The sequence below is a fragment of the Proteus penneri genome, assembly GCF_003144535.1.
Lineage (GTDB): Bacteria > Pseudomonadota > Gammaproteobacteria > Enterobacterales > Enterobacteriaceae > Proteus > Proteus penneri.
Genome location: NZ_PHFJ01000011.1, coordinates 1 through 17,293, shown reverse-complemented (window position 1 = coordinate 17,293; position 17,293 = coordinate 1). Strand labels below are relative to the sequence as shown.

17 protein-coding genes are annotated in these 17,293 nt (G+C 39.2%); 2 read left to right on the top strand and 15 right to left on the bottom strand.

Annotation, left to right across the window (positions count from 1 at the left end):
• Positions 1–20: 20 nt before the first annotated feature.
• The 11 genes from atpG to asnC all read right to left on the bottom strand — a co-directional run bounded on the left by atpG (position 21) and on the right by asnC (position 9,610).
• On the bottom strand, positions 21–884 hold the full coding sequence (gene atpG, locus CUB63_RS13055; protein WP_006534342.1) for a F0F1 ATP synthase subunit gamma: 864 nt from the start codon (positions 882–884) through the stop codon (positions 21–23).
• A 58-nt stretch (positions 885–942) separates the two neighbouring features.
• Positions 943–2,484, bottom strand: a complete 1,542-nt coding sequence (atpA, locus tag CUB63_RS13050) for a F0F1 ATP synthase subunit alpha (protein WP_006534343.1) — start codon at positions 2,482–2,484, stop codon at positions 943–945.
• Positions 2,485–2,498: 14 nt separating this feature from the next.
• Complete coding sequence (atpH, locus tag CUB63_RS13045) at positions 2,499–3,032, bottom strand: F0F1 ATP synthase subunit delta (RefSeq protein WP_006534344.1); 534 nt, start codon at positions 3,030–3,032, stop codon at positions 2,499–2,501.
• A 12-nt stretch (positions 3,033–3,044) separates the two neighbouring features.
• Positions 3,045–3,515, bottom strand: a complete 471-nt coding sequence (gene atpF, locus CUB63_RS13040) for a F0F1 ATP synthase subunit B (protein WP_036914499.1) — start codon at positions 3,513–3,515, stop codon at positions 3,045–3,047.
• 61 nt (positions 3,516–3,576) lie between these two features.
• On the bottom strand, positions 3,577–3,816 hold the full coding sequence (gene atpE / locus CUB63_RS13035) for a F0F1 ATP synthase subunit C (protein WP_004246596.1): 240 nt from the start codon (positions 3,814–3,816) through the stop codon (positions 3,577–3,579).
• Positions 3,817–3,861: 45 nt separating this feature from the next.
• Positions 3,862–4,686 (bottom strand): F0F1 ATP synthase subunit A, encoded by an 825-nt coding sequence (atpB, locus tag CUB63_RS13030; protein WP_023583322.1) that lies wholly within the window; start codon positions 4,684–4,686, stop codon positions 3,862–3,864.
• Positions 4,687–4,717: 31 nt separating this feature from the next.
• Complete coding sequence (gene atpI, locus CUB63_RS13025; RefSeq protein ID WP_109848218.1) at positions 4,718–5,095, bottom strand: F0F1 ATP synthase subunit I; 378 nt, start codon at positions 5,093–5,095, stop codon at positions 4,718–4,720.
• 614 nt (positions 5,096–5,709) lie between these two features.
• The gene (rsmG, locus tag CUB63_RS13020) at positions 5,710–6,336 is read right to left on the bottom strand and encodes a 16S rRNA (guanine(527)-N(7))-methyltransferase RsmG (RefSeq protein WP_072065229.1); all 627 of its coding nucleotides are present in this window, start codon (positions 6,334–6,336) and stop codon (positions 5,710–5,712) included.
• Entirely contained in the window at positions 6,333–8,231 is a 1,899-nt protein-coding gene (gene mnmG, locus CUB63_RS13015) for a tRNA uridine-5-carboxymethylaminomethyl(34) synthesis enzyme MnmG (RefSeq protein WP_109848217.1), read from the bottom strand. Before mnmG ends, rsmG begins: the two co-directional genes overlap by 4 nt.
• A 377-nt stretch (positions 8,232–8,608) precedes the next feature.
• The gene (gene mioC / locus CUB63_RS13010; protein WP_006534353.1) at positions 8,609–9,049 is read right to left on the bottom strand and encodes an FMN-binding protein MioC; all 441 of its coding nucleotides are present in this window, start codon (positions 9,047–9,049) and stop codon (positions 8,609–8,611) included.
• A gap of 99 nt (positions 9,050–9,148) precedes the next feature.
• Complete coding sequence (gene asnC, locus CUB63_RS13005) at positions 9,149–9,610, bottom strand: transcriptional regulator AsnC (RefSeq protein WP_069367404.1); 462 nt, start codon at positions 9,608–9,610, stop codon at positions 9,149–9,151.
• A gap of 160 nt (positions 9,611–9,770) precedes the next feature.
• Between asnC and asnA the strand changes: the two genes are divergently transcribed.
• Positions 9,771–10,763, top strand: coding sequence for an aspartate--ammonia ligase (gene asnA / locus CUB63_RS13000; protein WP_109399003.1), 993 nt, complete (start codon positions 9,771–9,773; stop codon positions 10,761–10,763).
• Here the strand turns inward: asnA and viaA are convergent, their stop codons facing one another.
• A complete protein-coding gene (viaA, locus tag CUB63_RS12995) occupies positions 10,764–12,221 on the bottom strand; it encodes an ATPase RavA stimulator ViaA (protein ID WP_109848216.1) in 1,458 nt (485 codons plus the stop codon).
• A 7-nt stretch (positions 12,222–12,228) separates the two neighbouring features.
• On the bottom strand, positions 12,229–13,728 hold the full coding sequence (gene ravA, locus CUB63_RS12990) for an ATPase RavA (protein ID WP_109848215.1): 1,500 nt from the start codon (positions 13,726–13,728) through the stop codon (positions 12,229–12,231).
• Between the two features lie 279 nt (positions 13,729–14,007).
• Here ravA and rbsK point away from each other — a divergent pair, with 279 nt between their 5' ends.
• Positions 14,008–14,937: a ribokinase gene (rbsK, locus tag CUB63_RS12985; RefSeq protein WP_109848214.1), complete on the top strand. Its 930-nt coding sequence runs from the start codon at positions 14,008–14,010 to the stop codon at positions 14,935–14,937.
• 68 nt (positions 14,938–15,005) lie between these two features.
• On the opposite strand, the gene mdtD is transcribed toward rbsK, so the two are convergent.
• Positions 15,006–16,400 (bottom strand): multidrug transporter subunit MdtD, encoded by a 1,395-nt coding sequence (mdtD, locus tag CUB63_RS12980; protein ID WP_109848213.1) that lies wholly within the window; start codon positions 16,398–16,400, stop codon positions 15,006–15,008.
• 82 nt (positions 16,401–16,482) lie between these two features.
• Entirely contained in the window at positions 16,483–17,169 is a 687-nt protein-coding gene (locus CUB63_RS12975) for a FadR/GntR family transcriptional regulator (RefSeq protein ID WP_072065236.1), read from the bottom strand.
• Positions 17,170–17,293: the final 124 nt, after the last annotated feature.

The window sequence follows — 17,293 nt, the reverse complement described above, 5'->3', positions numbered from 1 at the left end:
GTAATTCGTAAACCTAGCTGTTATACCGCGGCTGCACCAGACACAATTTCTGTAAGTTCCTGAGTAATGCTTGCTTGGCGTGCTTTGTTGTACACCAATTGCAGTTCTTTAATCAGGTTACCACCGTTATCTGTAGCGGCTTTCATCGCAACCATTCGGGCGGCCTGCTCACTCGCTAAGTTCTCTACGACGCTCTGGTAAACCTGCGATTCGATATAACGACGCAGTAAAGTATCCAGTAACGCCTTAGGATCAGGTTCGTACAGATAATCCCAAGATTTTTCTTTCAGCTCTTCATCATCACCTGGTGGTAATGGTAAAACCTGAAGAATTTTAGGCTCTTGAGCCATGGTATTGATGAACTTATTTGCCACCACATACAGTTTATCTAAACGACCTTCGTCATAAGCCTGCAACATGATATTGACTGGACCGATAAGGTCTGACAGTTTTGGATCATCACCCATACCCGTTACTTGACCAACAACATTCCCACCTACTGAGCCAAAGAATGAAGCGGCTTTAGAACCGATTAGCGCTAAATCTACCTGCACACCTTTTTCAGACCACTCTTTCATGTCTGCCAGCAGTTTTTTGAACAAGTTAATGTTCAAACCACCACACAAACCACGGTCGGTCGAAACAACCAGGTACCCGACACGTTTAACTTCACGCTCTTCGAGGTATGGATGTTTGTATTCCAGATTCCCTAACGCAAGGTGACCAATCACACTGCGCATGGTTTCTGCATAAGGACGGCTGGCTGCCATGCGTTCCTGCGTTTTACGCATTTTCGACGCGGCGACCATCTCCATCGCTTTAGTGATCTTCTGTGTGTTTTGCACACTGGCGATCTTCGAACGTATCTCTTTTGCGCCGGCCATTTCTGCTTCTCCTCATGAACCAGACGGCCTAATGTTTAACTATTAGGCCGAATAGTTATTACCAGGACTGAGTCGCTTTGAAGTTTTCTAGCACGCCTTTCAGCTTCGCTTCGATTTCTTCGTTATAAGTACCAGTCTGGTTGATTTCTTTCAATAAATCAGCATGTTCACGAGAGGCATAAGCTAATAAAGCCGCTTCAAATGGCACAACTTTTGAAATTTCAACATCTTCCAGATAACCACGTTCTGCTGCAAACAGTGATAAAGACTGTTGTGCGACAGACATAGGTTCGTACTGTTTCTGTTTCAGCAATTCAGTCACTTTCTGACCGTGGTTCAGCTGTTTACGGGTAGCATCGTCCAGATCGGAAGCGAACTGTGAGAATGCTGCCAGCTCACGATACTGCGCAAGAGCAGTACGGATACCACCAGAAAGTTTCTTCATAATCTTAGTCTGAGCTGCACCACCAACACGAGATACGGAGATCCCTGGGTTAACAGCTGGACGGATACCTGCGTTAAACAGGTTAGATTCTAAGAAGATCTGACCATCGGTAATAGAGATTACGTTCGTAGGAACGAATGCAGAAACGTCCCCTGCTTGCGTTTCGATAATTGGTAACGCAGTCAGAGAGCCGGTTTTACCTTTAACTTCACCATTAGTGAAAGCTTCTACGTACTCAGCATTAACACGAGCAGCACGCTCTAGTAAACGGGAGTGCAGATAGAAAACGTCACCAGGGTATGCTTCACGTCCAGGTGGACGACGAAGTAACAGTGAAATTTGACGGTATGCGACAGCCTGTTTAGACAGGTCATCATAAATAATCAGGGCATCTTCACCACGGTCACGGAAGTATTCACCCATTGCGCAACCTGAATAAGGAGCGAGGTATTGCAGTGCTGCTGATTCTGATGCAGAAGCAACAACAACAATGGTGTTTTCTAACGCGCCATGTTCTTCTAATTTACGAACAACGTTCGAAATAGTAGAGGCTTTCTGACCGATAGCGACATAAATACATTTAATGCCAGAGTCGCGTTGATTGATGATCGCATCGACAGCCAGAGCAGTTTTACCTGTTTGACGGTCACCGATAATCAATTCACGCTGACCACGACCGATTGGGATCATGGCATCGACGGATTTGTAACCTGTTTGTACAGGCTGATCAACTGATTGACGGTCGATAACACCAGGAGCAATCATCTCAACAGGTGAGAATCCATCATGCTCTACTGCACCTTTACCATCAATCGGCTCACCCAGTGTATTTACCACTCGGCCAAGCAGACCACGCCCAACAGGTACTTCCAGAATACGACCTGTACATTTAACTTTCATGCCTTCTGCTAAGTCAGCATAAGGACCCATCACAACCGCACCAACAGAGTCGCGCTCTAAGTTCAGTGCGATAGCGAAACGGTTACCCGGCAGTGCGATCATCTCACCCTGCATAACTTCGGCTAAACCGTGGATACGAATGATACCGTCACTAACGGATACAATCGTACCTTCATTGTGAGCTTCACTCACTACATTGAACTGAGCAATGCGCTGCTTGATCAGTTCGCTGATTTCAGTGGAATTCAGTTGCATATGCTCCAGTCCCCTTAAGACTGCAAGACGTCAGTTAATCGCTCTAAACGGCCACGAATACTGCCATCGATGACGAGGTCACCGGCGCGTATAATCATGCCTGCGATAACAGACTTATCAATTTTGCAATTCAGCTTCACTTTGCGTGATAGACGTTTTTCCATCGCTGCAGAAATGTTAGCTAGCTGCTGTTTAGTTAGCTCAATGGCAGAAGTTACTTCAACGTCAACCGTTGACTCGAGTACTGCGCGCAATTGAATAAATTGGCTCAATACTTCAGGCAACGTTGATAAACGGCCATTATCAGCCATAACACGAATTAAATTCTGAGCATGACCATCTAATTGTTCGCCACAAAGGTCAACAAAGATGTCAGCCAGTTTTTCTGATGCTAAAGAACCAGAAAGTAATTCGGTTACCTGCTCATTGCGTGCTACTTCAGCGGTGAACGCCAGCATAACCTGCCATTTATCGACAGCCTGGTTTTCCACAGCAAAGTCAAAAGCTGCTTTGGCGTAGGGGCGAGCTACCGTTGCTATTTCAGACATGCCCCTCCCTCCTTACAGTTCAGCGACCAGTTTATCAACGATGTCGCTATTAGCAGCTTCATCCACGGAACGTTCAATAATTTTCTCGGCACCTGCGATAGCCAGCATTGCGACTTGTTTACGAAGTTCTTCACGAGCACGTTTACGCTCTGCATCCAATTCGGATTGAGCTTGTGCAACGATCTTACTACGTTCTTGCTCTGCTTCTGCTTTAGCATCTTCAATCATTTGTGTGCGTTGTTTATTCGCTGATTCAATGATTGCTTGAGCTTCTGCTTTTGCTTTCGCTAGCTGATCGCCTGCATCGGCTTTCGCTAAATCTAAGTCCTTTTTAGCACGTTCTGCAGATGATAAACCGTCAGCAATTTCTTTTTGACGTTTTTCAATGGCCGCCATAATTGGTGGCCATACGAATTTCATGCAGAACAAAACAAACAGGACAAATGCGACGGCCTGGCCGAGGATTGTTGCATTTAAATTCACAGCACAATACCTCTTTCTTGGTTATAAACTAACTTGATGCTTTTACTGCTCATTACCATCATTAGGCAACAGCAAACATCACGTAAAGGCCCAGACCCACAGCAATCATTGGGATGGCGTCAACCAGACCCATAACGATAAAGAACTGTGTACGCAGAAGAGGGATCAGATCAGGCTGACGAGCAGCACCTTCTAAAAATTTGCCTCCGAGGATTCCGATACCGATTGCAGCACCGATTGCAGCTAAACCCATCATAATAGCGGCAGCCATGTACAGCAGATCCATACTCAGGTTTTCCATGACAGTCTCCAGTTTGTTTCAGTTATTTCTTCAAAGAGTTAATAATTAATGTTCTTCAGATGCCATCGACAGATAAACAATCGTTAGAACCATGAAAATAAAGGCTTGTAACGTAATAATCAGTATGTGGAATATCGCCCAAGGAAGGCTTAATAACCACTGTGACCACCACGGTAACAGACCAGCAATAAGAATAAAAATCAGTTCACCTGCATACATGTTACCAAACAGTCGAAGACCGAGTGAAACAGGTTTTGATAGCAGGCTTACCCCTTCCAAGATTAAGTTGATAGGAATAAAAATTGGGTGATTAAAAGGCTGTAAAGTCAGCTCTTTAGTAAACCCTTTTATGCCTTTCATCTTAATGCTATAGAAAAGGATCAGGATAAATACACCAATTGCCATCGAAAGAGTAATACTCACGTCCGCAGTCGGAACGATGCGTAACGCAGGTAACCCTAAGATGTGTTCACCGATATAAGGGATGAAGTCGATTGGTAATAAATCCAGGGCATTCATTAACAGCACCCAAACGAACACAGTCAATGCCAAAGGTGCAATGACCTTGCTCTTTCCGTGATACATATCACGGACGCTGCTATCAACGAAACCGATGATCATTTCTACTGCAGTCTGGAATTTTCCCGGTACGCCACTGGTTGCTCTTACTGCTACTTTTCTAAACAGCCATAGGAATAAAGCGCCCATCAGTACTGAAAAGAAAAGTGAGTCAATATTTAACACCCAGAATGATGGCGCATTTTCAGCATGGGGATTGACCAACTCGAAAGTACGTAGGTCCAACTGAAGGTTATTCAGGTGGTGACCTATGTAGTCTCTAGTGGTTAATGCTTCTCCTGATGCAGACATGATGCCAATTACCCTTTTGTTGTTAAAAACGCTAACCGTTAATGACGGCTGGTGCAACGACCTGCATAACAAGCACCGCTAAGTAGGTCATGACCAGTGGTGCAAATGCCGCTTTAAACACTCCTAAAGCAACAATCAGCAAGGTTATTGATAATATAACCTTCAACCCTTCACTGAAAGCAAAAAGCCAGTTTATGCGAACTGGAGATTTTTCTTCGTTGACCTTTTGTAAGCGCATTAACAAAAGAAAAGCAATATTGGGTAACCAACATGCCAACCCGCCTAAAAAAGCCGAAAAACTCCAGTCTGTACTCTTTAATAAGAAACTCGCACTGAGAATAACAAAAGTCATAAACTGCAAAAATAACAGTTTCAGTGCAACTTTCCCGTTGTAGAGGGAGACAGACATGACGTTTGTATTCTCCAGACCTAGCTATCGTAAAAGGTATTACTGAATGATGTATCAAACTGTCTTTGCTATAAAGTGTCAAGTGACAAAAACGAGCAAATTATACGGGGCGTGGCAATGAATTCAATCAATAAGTAGCGAAAAAGTGAAGATTAATTTAAATTTATTACCAAGGTTCCATTTATGAAAAATGATTAAGAACAAAAAGAGTAAAAATAATAGAGCCGAATAAAATAAATAGCGTGACATACATCACAAATATAAAAGTATAAATAAAGCTTATTTCATAAAATATATAACTAAGTTAACAATTAACTGCCGTTTTATGAACAATTTAGTGTCAATTAGAAAAGAATTGACCCATTTTCAATAAAATAAATTCAATATTTTTATAATGCACAGAATTATTAATTTATTTTGGAAATAAAATAAGGAAAACTTAGGCTACAAAGTGAATTAACATAAAAGATAATAAAATGTTATTTTATTGTTTCAATAAGGTAAAATTTAATACTTTCTATAATTCCCCATAAAACAAATGGCGATAACATTGTAAATATTATCGCCAGAGCACAAAAAATGAAAAAATGATCGATGAGACACAAAAAAAATGATTAAATAATCACCAAATGTCTTTGTTCATTCAATTCAGGTATAGATAAACTAATCACTTTTTCAGGCATTTTTAATCCATTATCAGCAAGTTCATCTAACTCTTCTTGATGAATTTGTCCTTTCAATGCATAAAAACGACCGTGTTCTTCAGTCACTAAATGAGAGCACCAAGAAAGCATATCATTCATGGAGGCAAATGCTCGGCTGATAACACCATCAAAAGGCTGTTCTGTTTGGTATTCTTCAACACGGTATTGAACTGGCTCGATATTATCAAGTCCTAGTTCGTGCTGAACTTGCTTCATAAAGCGAACGCGTTTACCTAAGCTATCCAATAAGACAAAATGGTGATCGGGACGCATTATTGCCAGTGGAATACCCGGTAATCCAGGTCCTGTCCCCACATCAATAAATTTTTCACCTTCAAGATATTGGCTCACAACAATACTATCCAAAATATGACGAATAAGCATTTGCTGCGGATCTCTCACGGATGTGAGGTTGTAAGCTTTATTCCATTTATCAAGCATAGCGACATAACCCGTGAGTTTTTCAGCTTGAATATCTGTAAGCTCTATATTGGCTTGCTTAGCCAGCTTTTTTAGCCGATTAAGTAAGTCACTCATGATGCGCTCCTGCGTAATAGACCTTGTTTTTTCAACCAAACTAATAAAATGGAAATAGCAGCAGGTGTCACACCAGAGATCCGAGATGCTTGACCGATTGATGTAGGTTTGTGATCGTTTAGTTTCGCAATAACTTCGTTAGATAACCCACTCACTTGTTTGTAGTCAAGATCTATCGGTAATGCCGCGTTTTCGTTACGCTGTTTCTTTTCGATCTCTTCTTGCTGGCGACTAATATAACCTTCGTACTTAACTTGGATTTCAACTTGTTCAGCTGCTTGTGGTTTTGAATCATCAATACCAGGCGCGAAACGAGAGATATTTTTTAGTATGTTGTAAGTCATTTCAGGGCGACGTAATAAATCTTCACCATTAGCTTCTTTGGATAATGGTGTTTTTAGCAATTCATTGATTTCTGAAAGATTATCAGCTTGAGGATGAACCCAAATATTTCTTAAACGCTGACGCTCTTTTTCAACAAGCTCAACTTTTTCACTAAATTCGGCCCAGCGAGTATCATCAACCATGCCTAATTCACGACCAATTTCTGTTAAACGTAAATCAGCATTATCTTCACGTAACATCAAGCGATATTCAGCACGAGAAGTAAACATGCGGTAGGGTTCTTTTGTACCAAGAGTACAAAGATCGTCAACTAATACGCCAATGTATGCTTGATCACGACGTGGGAACCAACCTTCTTGATCAAAGGCATAACGAGCTGCATTAAGCCCTGCAAGCATACCTTGTGCTGCAGCTTCTTCATAACCAGTTGTACCGTTAATTTGGCCAGCAAAGAATAACCCATTGATAAATTTACTTTCTAGCGTTTGTTTTAGATCTCTTGGATCGAAGAAGTCATATTCAATGGCATAACCAGGTCTAATGATCTTCGCATTTTCCATACCTTTCATGGAATTTACGATTTGCATTTGAACATCAAAAGGTAAGCTTGTTGAAATACCATTTGGGTAAATTTCGTTACTCGTTAAACCTTCTGGCTCTAAAAAGATCTGATGTGAATTACGGTCTGCAAATCTCATCACTTTATCTTCAATAGATGGGCAATAACGCGGGCCTATTCCTTCAATGACACCTGCATACATTGGGCTACGATCGAGGTTATTACGAATAACTTCGTGCGTTTTTTCGTTTGTATATGTGATATGGCAAGGCATTTGTTCAGGATGCTGATCCACATTACCTAAAAACGAGAAAACAGGCATTGGAGTATCACCTAACTGAACGGCTAATTGGCTAAAATCAATCGTTCTTGCATCAATACGAGGTGGTGTACCTGTTTTTAAACGACCTACACGTAGAGGTAATTCGCGTAGCCTGTGTGATAACGAAACAGATGGTGGATCACCTGCACGACCACCGCTGTAGTTTTCTAAACCTATATGGATTTTTCCATCAAGGAAAGTTCCTACGGTTAGAACAACAGACTTAGCACGGAATTTTAAGCCCATGCGAGTAACAGCTCCTGTTACTTGGTCGTTTTCAACAATGAGATCTTCAACTGGCTGTTGGAAGATCATTAAATTAGGTTGATTTTCGAGAGTAGTACGAACAGCTTGGCGATAAAGAACACGGTCTGCTTGTGCTCTTGTTGCTCTTACAGCTGGCCCCTTACTTGCGTTAAGGGTTCTAAATTGGATCCCTGCATGGTCAATTGCAGTTGCCATTAATCCACCCATCGCATCGATCTCTTTTACCAGATGCCCTTTACCAATCCCACCAATAGCTGGGTTACAAGACATTTGGCCCAAAGTATCAATATTGTGGGTCAGTAATAGGGTTTGACGCCCCATACGAGCTGCAGCCATAGCGGCTTCTGTACCGGCGTGACCACCACCGATGACAATGACGTCAAAGTGTTCTGGATAAAACATGTGTGAACCTTAAATGTTACGAATGCTGAATGTGTTGCATTGGGAAAACGAATTCTACTCAACTTTTTGACAGATACAAGCGAGCAGATCCGCAGGTAATTATTTAAAGATCTTTTTATTTAAAGATCTCTTTATTAGATCTTTTATTAAGGAAGCGATCCTCTGTGGATAAGTGGATTTTCTATTTAAAGATCATAAAACTGTAAAGGATCATATACTGTGAATGATCCGTGATCTATCTGCTGATAAGCTGGGATCAAAATGATGACTTATGCACAGGTCATTTCTTGATATAGCCTTATACAATGGATAACTACGGGTTAACCCCTGCTTTTAAGCTGAGTTATCCACATCTGTTTGCTGTTTTTTTGTGCAATTTAAAGTAAATTTTTCCAAGAAGCTATCCATTCTTCAGCTGGATCTTCCGGAATGTCATACTTTTGAATATCAATTTCGAGACGATCACCAAGGCGAGTAGCCCCTTTTTCTATTAATTTTTGATCCAAAGTCCTGATCGCACCACAGAAAGTGTCATATTCACTACTTCCTATACCGATAGCACCAAAAGAGACATTGCTAAGATCAATAGAGTCTGCCGAAATCTCATCAGCAAAAGGCTGTAGGTTGTCAGGAATATCACCTGCACCATGTGTGGAAGTAACCACCAGCCAGATCCCTTCATTAGGAAGATCATTAAGTGAAGGGCCATGGTGTAAATCAGTCTCAAAACCTTCTTCAGATAAGATCTCTGCAAGGTGTTCTGCGACATATTCAGCACTACCCATGGTACTGCCACTAATTAGAGTGACTTTTTTCATTAATGATCTCCTTATGTTCAAGACGCGCTATTGTACGCTGTGAATCACTTGGGATCTACCTGTGGATAATGTGGTTATAAAAAAAATAAGAATTTACCCTTATGGCTTGATCGTCCTTATTATCGGGTTTTGCAGTGAGATCAATGTTTCTGTTGATTGAATTTCATCAATTGTCTGAATTTTGTTGATAAGTACATCTTGTAGTGCTTCTATGCTTTTACACATTACCTTAATAAAAATGCTGTATTGTCCTGTTGTGTAGTACACCTCTACGACTTCATCTAACTTATCTAATTTATCTAATGCTGTATGGTAATCTTTTGCACTCTTTAAAATGATGCCAATAAAGCAACAGACATCAAAACCTAATTGTTTTGCACTGATATCAACACGTGTTCCCGTAATAATTCCCGCTTGCTTCATTTTCTCTACACGAACATGAATTGTGCCTGGGCTTACTTCGAATTTTTTGGCTAATTCAGCGTAAGGTGTTCTCGCATTCGCCATTAATGCGTGAAGTATGTCACGATCGAGATTATCGATCTGATAAATATTGTCCATAAACTCCTCCTGTTTTTGACGATAATACATTTTTATAGCGTTATTTTTAACGATTTAAAACAAGCAAGGCTATTTTTAATGAAGTATATTGAATTTAGTGTCTGTTTTGTTGCTTAATCTATATCAGCGAAACACGACATCACCACTAGGGATATAAAAAATGGAAAAATCATTCATTCAGACTCAACAGCAAATTAGCTTTGTTAAATCATATTTTTCTCGTCTGCTGGAAAAAGAATTAGGATTAATTGAAGTTCAAGGACCGATCTTAAGTCGCCTTGGTGATGGAACTCAAGATAACTTATCTGGGCATGAGAAGGCGGTACAAGTTAAAGTCAAATCTTTACCAGATTCTACCTTTGAAGTTGTCCATTCATTAGCAAAATGGAAACGTAAAACATTAGGTCGTTTTGGATTTAGTTCTGGTCAGGGCCTTTATACACATATGAAAGCGTTGCGACCAGACGAAGATCGCTTAACTCAGATCCACTCTGTCTATGTTGATCAGTGGGACTGGGAAAAAGTGATGGAAGCTAAGGATCGTACAGTTCCTTATCTTAAGCAGACAGTGGGTAAAATTTATCAGGCAATAAAAGAAACTGAAAAAGCCGTCAGCGAAGAATTTGGTCTGGTACCGTTCCTGCCAGATCAAATTCAATTTATCCACACTGAAGAGTTATTGCGTCGTTATCCTGACCTTGATGCTAAAGGTCGTGAAAAAGCGATAGCAAAAGAATATGGTGCCGTTTTCTTAATTGGTATTGGTGGAAAACTTTCAAGTGGTGAATCTCATGATGTCAGAGCTCCTGATTATGATGACTGGACGACACCAAACGAAGATGGATTTGAAGGTTTAAACGGTGACATTTTAGTCTGGAACCCAGTATTACAAGATGCTTTTGAGTTGTCATCAATGGGTATCCGTGTCGATCCTGAAACATTAATGCGTCAGTTAACATTAACCGATGATACTAAGCGCCTAGAGCTTGATTGGCACAAAGCATTAATGCATGGCGATATGCCACAAACTATTGGTGGTGGTATTGGCCAATCTCGTTTAGTGATGCTACTTCTACAAAAAGAACATATTGGTCAAGTACAGTGCGGTGTGTGGGAAAAAGACACCCGTTTAGCTTTCGCTGATATGCTGTAATTATTGGCGCCAGCGCCGAAGTAAGCGACTTTTTAATCCAGTATCAAAACGCCATATATGGTCAAAGATTTTCATGATACTGGGTTTACCGTAATTGGATAGGGTTACCGCATGGAAGCGATTGTGCTGTTGCTGTTGGCTTTTTTTGATTTTGTTGATTAGGTTTTCGGGTAACCTTTGGGCAACAAAGTCAGAAATAACAACAGCATCAGCATCTTTCCATGTTGGGCTATTTAGTTTTTCTACGACATTATCTAAACAAGCACTTAAGTCTGTACCTCCTCTAAATGACTGATTCAAAAACTTGATAAGTTCTTGCAGGCCATTAGACGATGACAATTGATAATGCACAGTTTCAGTAGAAAATAACATAACATGACATGAACGATTATCAGCTAGCGCTATTTTCATCAATGCTAATCCAAAGGCTTTAGCACACTGTTCGTTAAATCCTCCCATCGAACCTGATGTATCAATACATACAATAAAAGGCCCTCTTGGTCTTTCTTCATCATGATGATGAGTTACTGGGCGTAATACCGTCCGCTTTTGCCAATTATCACCTTGTAATCGATAGGTATTGAGCTGCTTCTCTACAAGTTTTCGATAAAACTCATGTTCGATTTCATTAATACCTAATAAGGCGAGTTCTGCGGGAAGCAAACGTAAGATATCATCACTAAGTCCTATTCCATTGACTTGCTCTGGTGTGGTATCTGGTGCTTTTTCAACAATAGTTATAGGTTCAAAAATAACGCTCTCTTCAGGAAGAGATTTAGCTGTTTTGCTACGACCGAGCAAACTTGCAAGTTTATGTAATTCGGGTTGTTGATCGAGAAAGTCGCTATAACGTTGAATAATTTTCTCATCAAAAGGGGTTTTTGTTAAAACACCTTTACTCATATCCCATAAACGCCCTGCTGCGCGTTCATTTTCTGAAAATGTGTTACTTAAGCTTCCACTTAGCGCTAAACGTTCTTGAAGTTCAGCAAGGAGTTGCTCTTGTTCTTGGTCAAATAAGGCTTTGTGTAAGGCAGTGACTTGGAAAATTAAACTTACCCGCCAGTGTTGCATAAATAAAGCTTGTTGAGCTGGAGAAAAAGGTTTGTTTGTTTTGATTAATTGAGTGGCTTCTTCAATAAAAGAAGAATCTAACTTATTTAACTCAATAAGAATATGTTCAACTTGTTGATTAAATATCGCATTACCTAATGACTGAGTTTGTTGATAAAGGGCAAATTCATCAGCAATCATTGTAGGTACTAATGTCTCTTTTACTCTTTGCTGTAAGCTCTTTTTCCATTGGTGGATATCTTTAAGTAAGGCTTTTTTGAGTCTTGGATGCTTTTCAAAAAATACCGCTAATTGAGGTGATGCAAGTATAGCAATAATAACTTCCTCAATAAGCTGTCCTTCATTTATGGCTAAAAGCATATCTAATGTTGAAAGTGTCAGCATAATATCATTACTTTATTTGGCTTTTTAATTGCGATAATTTTTCATTAAGCTGAACAAAACTTTGTTCAATGGAAATAAGCCAATCATTATCAATAAATAAATTCGGTTGATGATGATTAAATTTTTCTTGTTCACTATAAATTTCTTGAGCCAGATCTTTTAATTTATCTTGCCACTCTTGGTTATCTTCAATAGGAACAGCAGGTGCTGTCTCTTTTTGTTGATAAAGAGATGTTGTTCGACGGCTCACATCCATAATTTCTAATACACCATCTTGGCGTATTTGTGCGTTAATTGATTGTGGGAAACCAATACCATTTAAACGCGCTAATAACTCATCCCCTTTAGCCAAAAAGTTTTCTAATGCTTTTTTCTCAAGAGTAATAAAGTTAACTTGAATACTATGGATATGTAGAGGGATATGTAAAAACAAGGTGAATTTATCAGCCTGCATTTTATCTGATAGGCTAAAGTGTGCATTTCGTCCAAACATTCCACTTTGTTTTTCAAAACGAAAAGCTTGTTGATCTTGTTTGCTTCTCGTTGATTGCATCCACTCAGCCCACAAACTCTCTGTTTTTCTGATCAATTCTAGCTGGTGGTAAGCTTGTTCTGTTAAAAGGCTTTGTAATAATTTATCTAATAATGCAAATGATGCTTGGTCATGCCAGAGGCAATCTTTTAATAAAATAAGATCTAATGGTGAAATAGCACTACGGCCATTAAAAAAGGCGCTAGCTTGTAAAAGGCGTACTGCTTTTTTCCAACGTCTATCAGAAACATAAGGGGCAGCATCACTTTTATCTAAAGCCTCACGAAGTTGATAAATTAAATCAAATAAGTGGTCATCTAATGTGATTTTTTCTAATTCTGATTGCCAGCGTGAAAATTCTTCTGTGGTAATTTGAAGATGGGCCGGAATATGGAAAGAGCCAACTTCTTTATTAACGAGTAAAGCGCGAAAGTTTTTCTTATCTTGAACTTTTGTTAACCAAATACGAATGAGCATTCGGTCATAAAGCGCTTCAAGGCTACTATCTGAATCAGGTAATTCATTCGAAGCTGAAACTAATAAGCGCATTGGGATGCTGACTTCAGTTTCCCCATTTCTAAATTTACGCTCATTAATCGCCGTTAATAACGTATTAAGAATAGCGGGTCCTGCTTTCCAAATTTCATCAAGAAAGACAACTTCAGCATCAGGCAAATATCCCTCAATCAAACGCTGATATTTCCCTTCATCTTTTAAAGCTTGAATAGATAAAGGACCAAAAATTTCTTCAGGTGTTGAAAAACGCGTCATCAAGTATTCAAAAGCTTTAGCTTCTTTAAAGGCTTCTTTCATTCTTCTGGCTATTAAGCTTTTAGCAATACCAGGGGGGCCAAGTAAGAAAACACTCTCACCACTCAGTGCTGCAAGTAGACAAAGACGGATAGCTGACTGCCGCTCATAAAGCCCAGTTTCAAGATATTGGCTAAGTTGTGAAATCCGCTCTGCAAGTTGCATAAACACTCCTAATAATGGGTACTTATTTTCATTATTCCCTGAAAATATCAGAAAGGGATTGCTGACATATAGTCAAACATTCTATTAGCACACAAATTGTTTATAACAAAAATCGATTCAGCTTCCTACTGCTTATTTTGGTTCTTTTTTGTTTTACTAGCGAAACGTTTCGATAGTGATCACGTTTTTTCATTAATGTTGCTGAGATGATCGGTTTAAAATATTGCATGTTATTTATTCAGTGCATTTAGAATTTATTATTGAGAGTAAGGAAAAATCATGGAAGCGAAGAAACTTGTGATTTTAGGTAGTGTTAATGCTGATCATATTCTTAATGTTGCCCATTTTCCGCTTCCTGGTGAAACCATTTCAGGTAACCAATTTCAAATGGTATTTGGCGGTAAAGGAGCTAATCAGGCGGTCGCTGCTGGGCGTTGTGGTGCGAATATTTCTTTTCTTGCTTGTTTAGGAAATGACGATATTGGCAAAAAAGCCAAAGCTCAATTAATCACAGATAACATTGATACCAAGAGTATTGAGTTAATTGACGATGTAGCAACAGGTGTTGCGTTGATTTTCGTTAATCAACAGGGTGAAAATGTTATAGGTATTCATGCTGGTGCTAATGGGCGATTAGATACAAATTACGTTCAGCGCCATGGGAATATTATAAAAGAAGCTGATGCTCTGTTAATGCAATTAGAATCGCCACTTGATTCTGTATTAAAAGCGGCTGAAATAGCGAAACAAGAAAATGTGCAAGTAATACTAAATCCTGCACCTGCTCAAGCATTACCTGATGAGTTATTATCTCTTGTCGATATTATTACTCCAAATGAAACAGAAACTGAATATCTGACAGGAATTAAAGTCATAGACGATGAAAGTGCTCAACAAGCAGCGGATGCTCTCCATCATAAAGGTATTAAAACAGTGCTGATTACATTAGGAAGCCGTGGAGTTTGGGTTAGCGAGCAAAATAGTAAAGGTTGTATTGTTTCTGCATTTAAAGTGAAAGCTATTGATACTATCGCAGCAGGCGATACATTTAATGGCGCATTAATTACCGCTTTATTAGAGGGGCAATCTATAATGCCAGCGATTAGGTTTGCTCATGCTGCAGCTGCCATTGCTGTTACTCGAGCAGGCGCTCAGCCATCAGTACCTTGGCGTCATGAAGTGGATACTTTTTTAGCATCATCCTTATAGTGTATTTTTTCTATCTATATATAAAGAAAAAGAGAGCTTATGCTCTCTTTTTAGTTTGAACAAAACTATCAGGCTTTTTTCTTTTTGTTCGTTAGGTTATCACCATCATGTTTATCGAGGAGTAAAAACACGAAGGAGGACAGTAATGTAATAATACCTACCGTAATAAAAGTATAGTGGAAGTTATCAACAGTAGAGCCAACGTTTTCAGTATCAAAATATCCTAAAATAGACGCACTGACAGCAATACCAAAACTAATAGCCAGCTGTTGAGTAACAGCTAAAACACTATTTCCTGAACTTGCATTATTATCTGTTAAGTCAGCCAATGAAATTGTATTCATCGACGTAAATTGTATCGACATGACCACGCCTAATAAAAAGAGTGGGATAACAAGATAGTAAATAGACATGTCAGGAGATTGAAGTGAAAATTGAGCGATCATCAAACCAATAATAATAGTGATAGCAAAGAGCGTTCGGCGATAGCTAAATTTCACTAAGATCTTTGTGACAAATGATTTGGCTAAAATAGAGCCCAAAGCCATTGGTGCCAGCATCATACCGGAAACAATTGCAGGGTAGCCAAAACCCACTTGCAACATAAGTGGCATTAAGAAAGGAATACACCCAGTTCCTAATCTTGTTGCAATATTACCTGCAATTCCGACAGAGAAGGTCCGTGTTTTAAAAAGATTTAATGGGATCAGAGGCTGCTGGTGGCGTCTAGCATGATTAATATATAAACCAAGTAGAGAAAAACCACCTAAAATAACGGCTATAGGGATATAGCGAGAGATATTTTTATCACCAAAAAGATCAAGGCTAACGGAAAGCATCACTAAGCCAAAGCCAAAGAAAATAAAACCCAGTAAATCGAATTTGCGTTTTGGCATAGTAAAATTAGGCATATGCTTTATGGCATAGAAAATACCTAATAGGCCAATAGGAATATTTATAATAAATATCCAATGCCAAGAGGCATAAGTAACTAATACCCCACCTAAAAGAGGTCCTACTATAGGACCTACTAATCCTGGCATTGTGACAAAATTGAGAATAGGAAGTAATTCGCTACGTGGATAAGCTCTTAATAAAGCAAGGCGTGCAACGGGCATCATCATTGCGCCACCTATACCTTGTATAATTCGTGAAATAACAAGAAAAGCAAGGTTAGGAGAAAGTGCACATAATAAAGATCCACCTGAAAATAAAGAAACCGCAATAATAAAAACTTTACGCGTTCCAAATCTATCAGCTAACCATCCACTGACGGGGATTAATAATGCAACAGTTAAGGTATAGCTGATAACAGCCGATTGCATAGCGAGAGGAGAATGGTTAAGGCTTTTTGCTATGTCTGGTAATGCCGTATTAAGAATAGTTGCATCGAGAGCTTGCATAAAAAAAGCCATTGCAGCAATCCAAGGCAACCCAGACATATTTTTGGCAGATTTCAACATGAAGCATATACCGTCTTTATTCTATATTTTGATTATCGCTTCATTATAAACAGAAAACCTATAAAATTTGTATTAAAACTATTCAATCACTTGTTAATAAGATTAAACAGAGGTCGCGTGCTTTATTTCCATCACCATCAATAATAGCTTGAACAATTTGGTTATGTGTTTCCGGTTGAACAGTTTCATTACCCACAATAAGATCAAAATACTTTTTATAAGCAGAAAGAAATAATGAGCCGAAAGAGGCAAAGAATGGATTGCCACTTGCTTGATAAATAAGATAGTGAAATTGAGTATCGATATCTAGCCAATGTTGTCTATCAAAATTCTCATCAAGTAACAGCATTTCTCTACCAAACAAAACAAGAGACTGTTTTTGGCTTTCGGTTGCATTAAATGCGGCTAAATAACAGGCTTGAGGTTCAATAGCTAAACGAACATGATGGAAATAATGGCTGACCTTATTAAATTCACCACTGTCTATCCACCAATTAAGAAGATCATTATCTAATAGATTCCAATTTTGCATTGGCGTAACACGAGTACCTATTCGTGGACGAGGTAAAAGCATTCCTTTAGCCGCAAGCATTTTTATTGCTTCTCGAATAACAGTCCTGCTGACGGAGAGTAATTCTGCTAATTCTATTTCTCCAGGTAATAAAGATTCAGGCTCATAGTGACCAGAAAGAATTTGTTTACCTAATTTTTCAGCAACTATATAAGAAAGATTCTTTTGAGAAGCTGAACGTTGTTCGCTAAATTGCATAATAAAGGTTACCTATACCATAATTTATCTTCTATCTTACGTGAGTCTGCTAGAGAAAGCTGTTCGGATTTTACGCCATCAGCATAAAATTAGAGCGTTTTTCTTTATTTTGTTGAAAAAAAAA

What these genes read in the sequence shown, in the direction of transcription:
- atpI (WP_109848218.1), bottom strand. Translation starts at nt 5,095, where the DNA reads ATGTCTGTCTCCCTCTACAACGGGAAAGTTGCACTGAAACTGTTATTT.
- mdtD (WP_109848213.1), bottom strand. Translation starts at nt 16,400, where the DNA reads ATGTTGAAATCTGCCAAAAATATGTCTGGGTTGCCTTGGATTGCTGCA.
- viaA (WP_109848216.1), bottom strand. Translation starts at nt 12,221, where the DNA reads ATGCTGACACTTTCAACATTAGATATGCTTTTAGCCATAAATGAAGGA.
- mnmG (WP_109848217.1), bottom strand. Translation starts at nt 8,231, where the DNA reads ATGTTTTATCCAGAACACTTTGACGTCATTGTCATCGGTGGTGGTCAC.
- asnC (WP_069367404.1), bottom strand. Translation starts at nt 9,610, where the DNA reads ATGGACAATATTTATCAGATCGATAATCTCGATCGTGACATACTTCAC.
- atpB (WP_023583322.1), bottom strand. Translation starts at nt 4,686, where the DNA reads ATGTCTGCATCAGGAGAAGCATTAACCACTAGAGACTACATAGGTCAC.
- rbsK (WP_109848214.1), top strand. Translation starts at nt 14,008, where the DNA reads ATGGAAGCGAAGAAACTTGTGATTTTAGGTAGTGTTAATGCTGATCAT.
- ravA (WP_109848215.1), bottom strand. Translation starts at nt 13,728, where the DNA reads ATGCAACTTGCAGAGCGGATTTCACAACTTAGCCAATATCTTGAAACT.
- asnA (WP_109399003.1), top strand. Translation starts at nt 9,771, where the DNA reads ATGGAAAAATCATTCATTCAGACTCAACAGCAAATTAGCTTTGTTAAA.
- CUB63_RS12975 (WP_072065236.1), bottom strand. Translation starts at nt 17,169, where the DNA reads ATGCAATTTAGCGAACAACGTTCAGCTTCTCAAAAGAATCTTTCTTAT.
- atpA (WP_006534343.1), bottom strand. Translation starts at nt 2,484, where the DNA reads ATGCAACTGAATTCCACTGAAATCAGCGAACTGATCAAGCAGCGCATT.
- atpH (WP_006534344.1), bottom strand. Translation starts at nt 3,032, where the DNA reads ATGTCTGAAATAGCAACGGTAGCTCGCCCCTACGCCAAAGCAGCTTTT.
- mioC (WP_006534353.1), bottom strand. Translation starts at nt 9,049, where the DNA reads ATGAAAAAAGTCACTCTAATTAGTGGCAGTACCATGGGTAGTGCTGAA.
- rsmG (WP_072065229.1), bottom strand. Translation starts at nt 6,336, where the DNA reads ATGAGTGACTTACTTAATCGGCTAAAAAAGCTGGCTAAGCAAGCCAAT.
- atpG (WP_006534342.1), bottom strand. Translation starts at nt 884, where the DNA reads ATGGCCGGCGCAAAAGAGATACGTTCGAAGATCGCCAGTGTGCAAAAC.
- atpE (WP_004246596.1), bottom strand. Translation starts at nt 3,816, where the DNA reads ATGGAAAACCTGAGTATGGATCTGCTGTACATGGCTGCCGCTATTATG.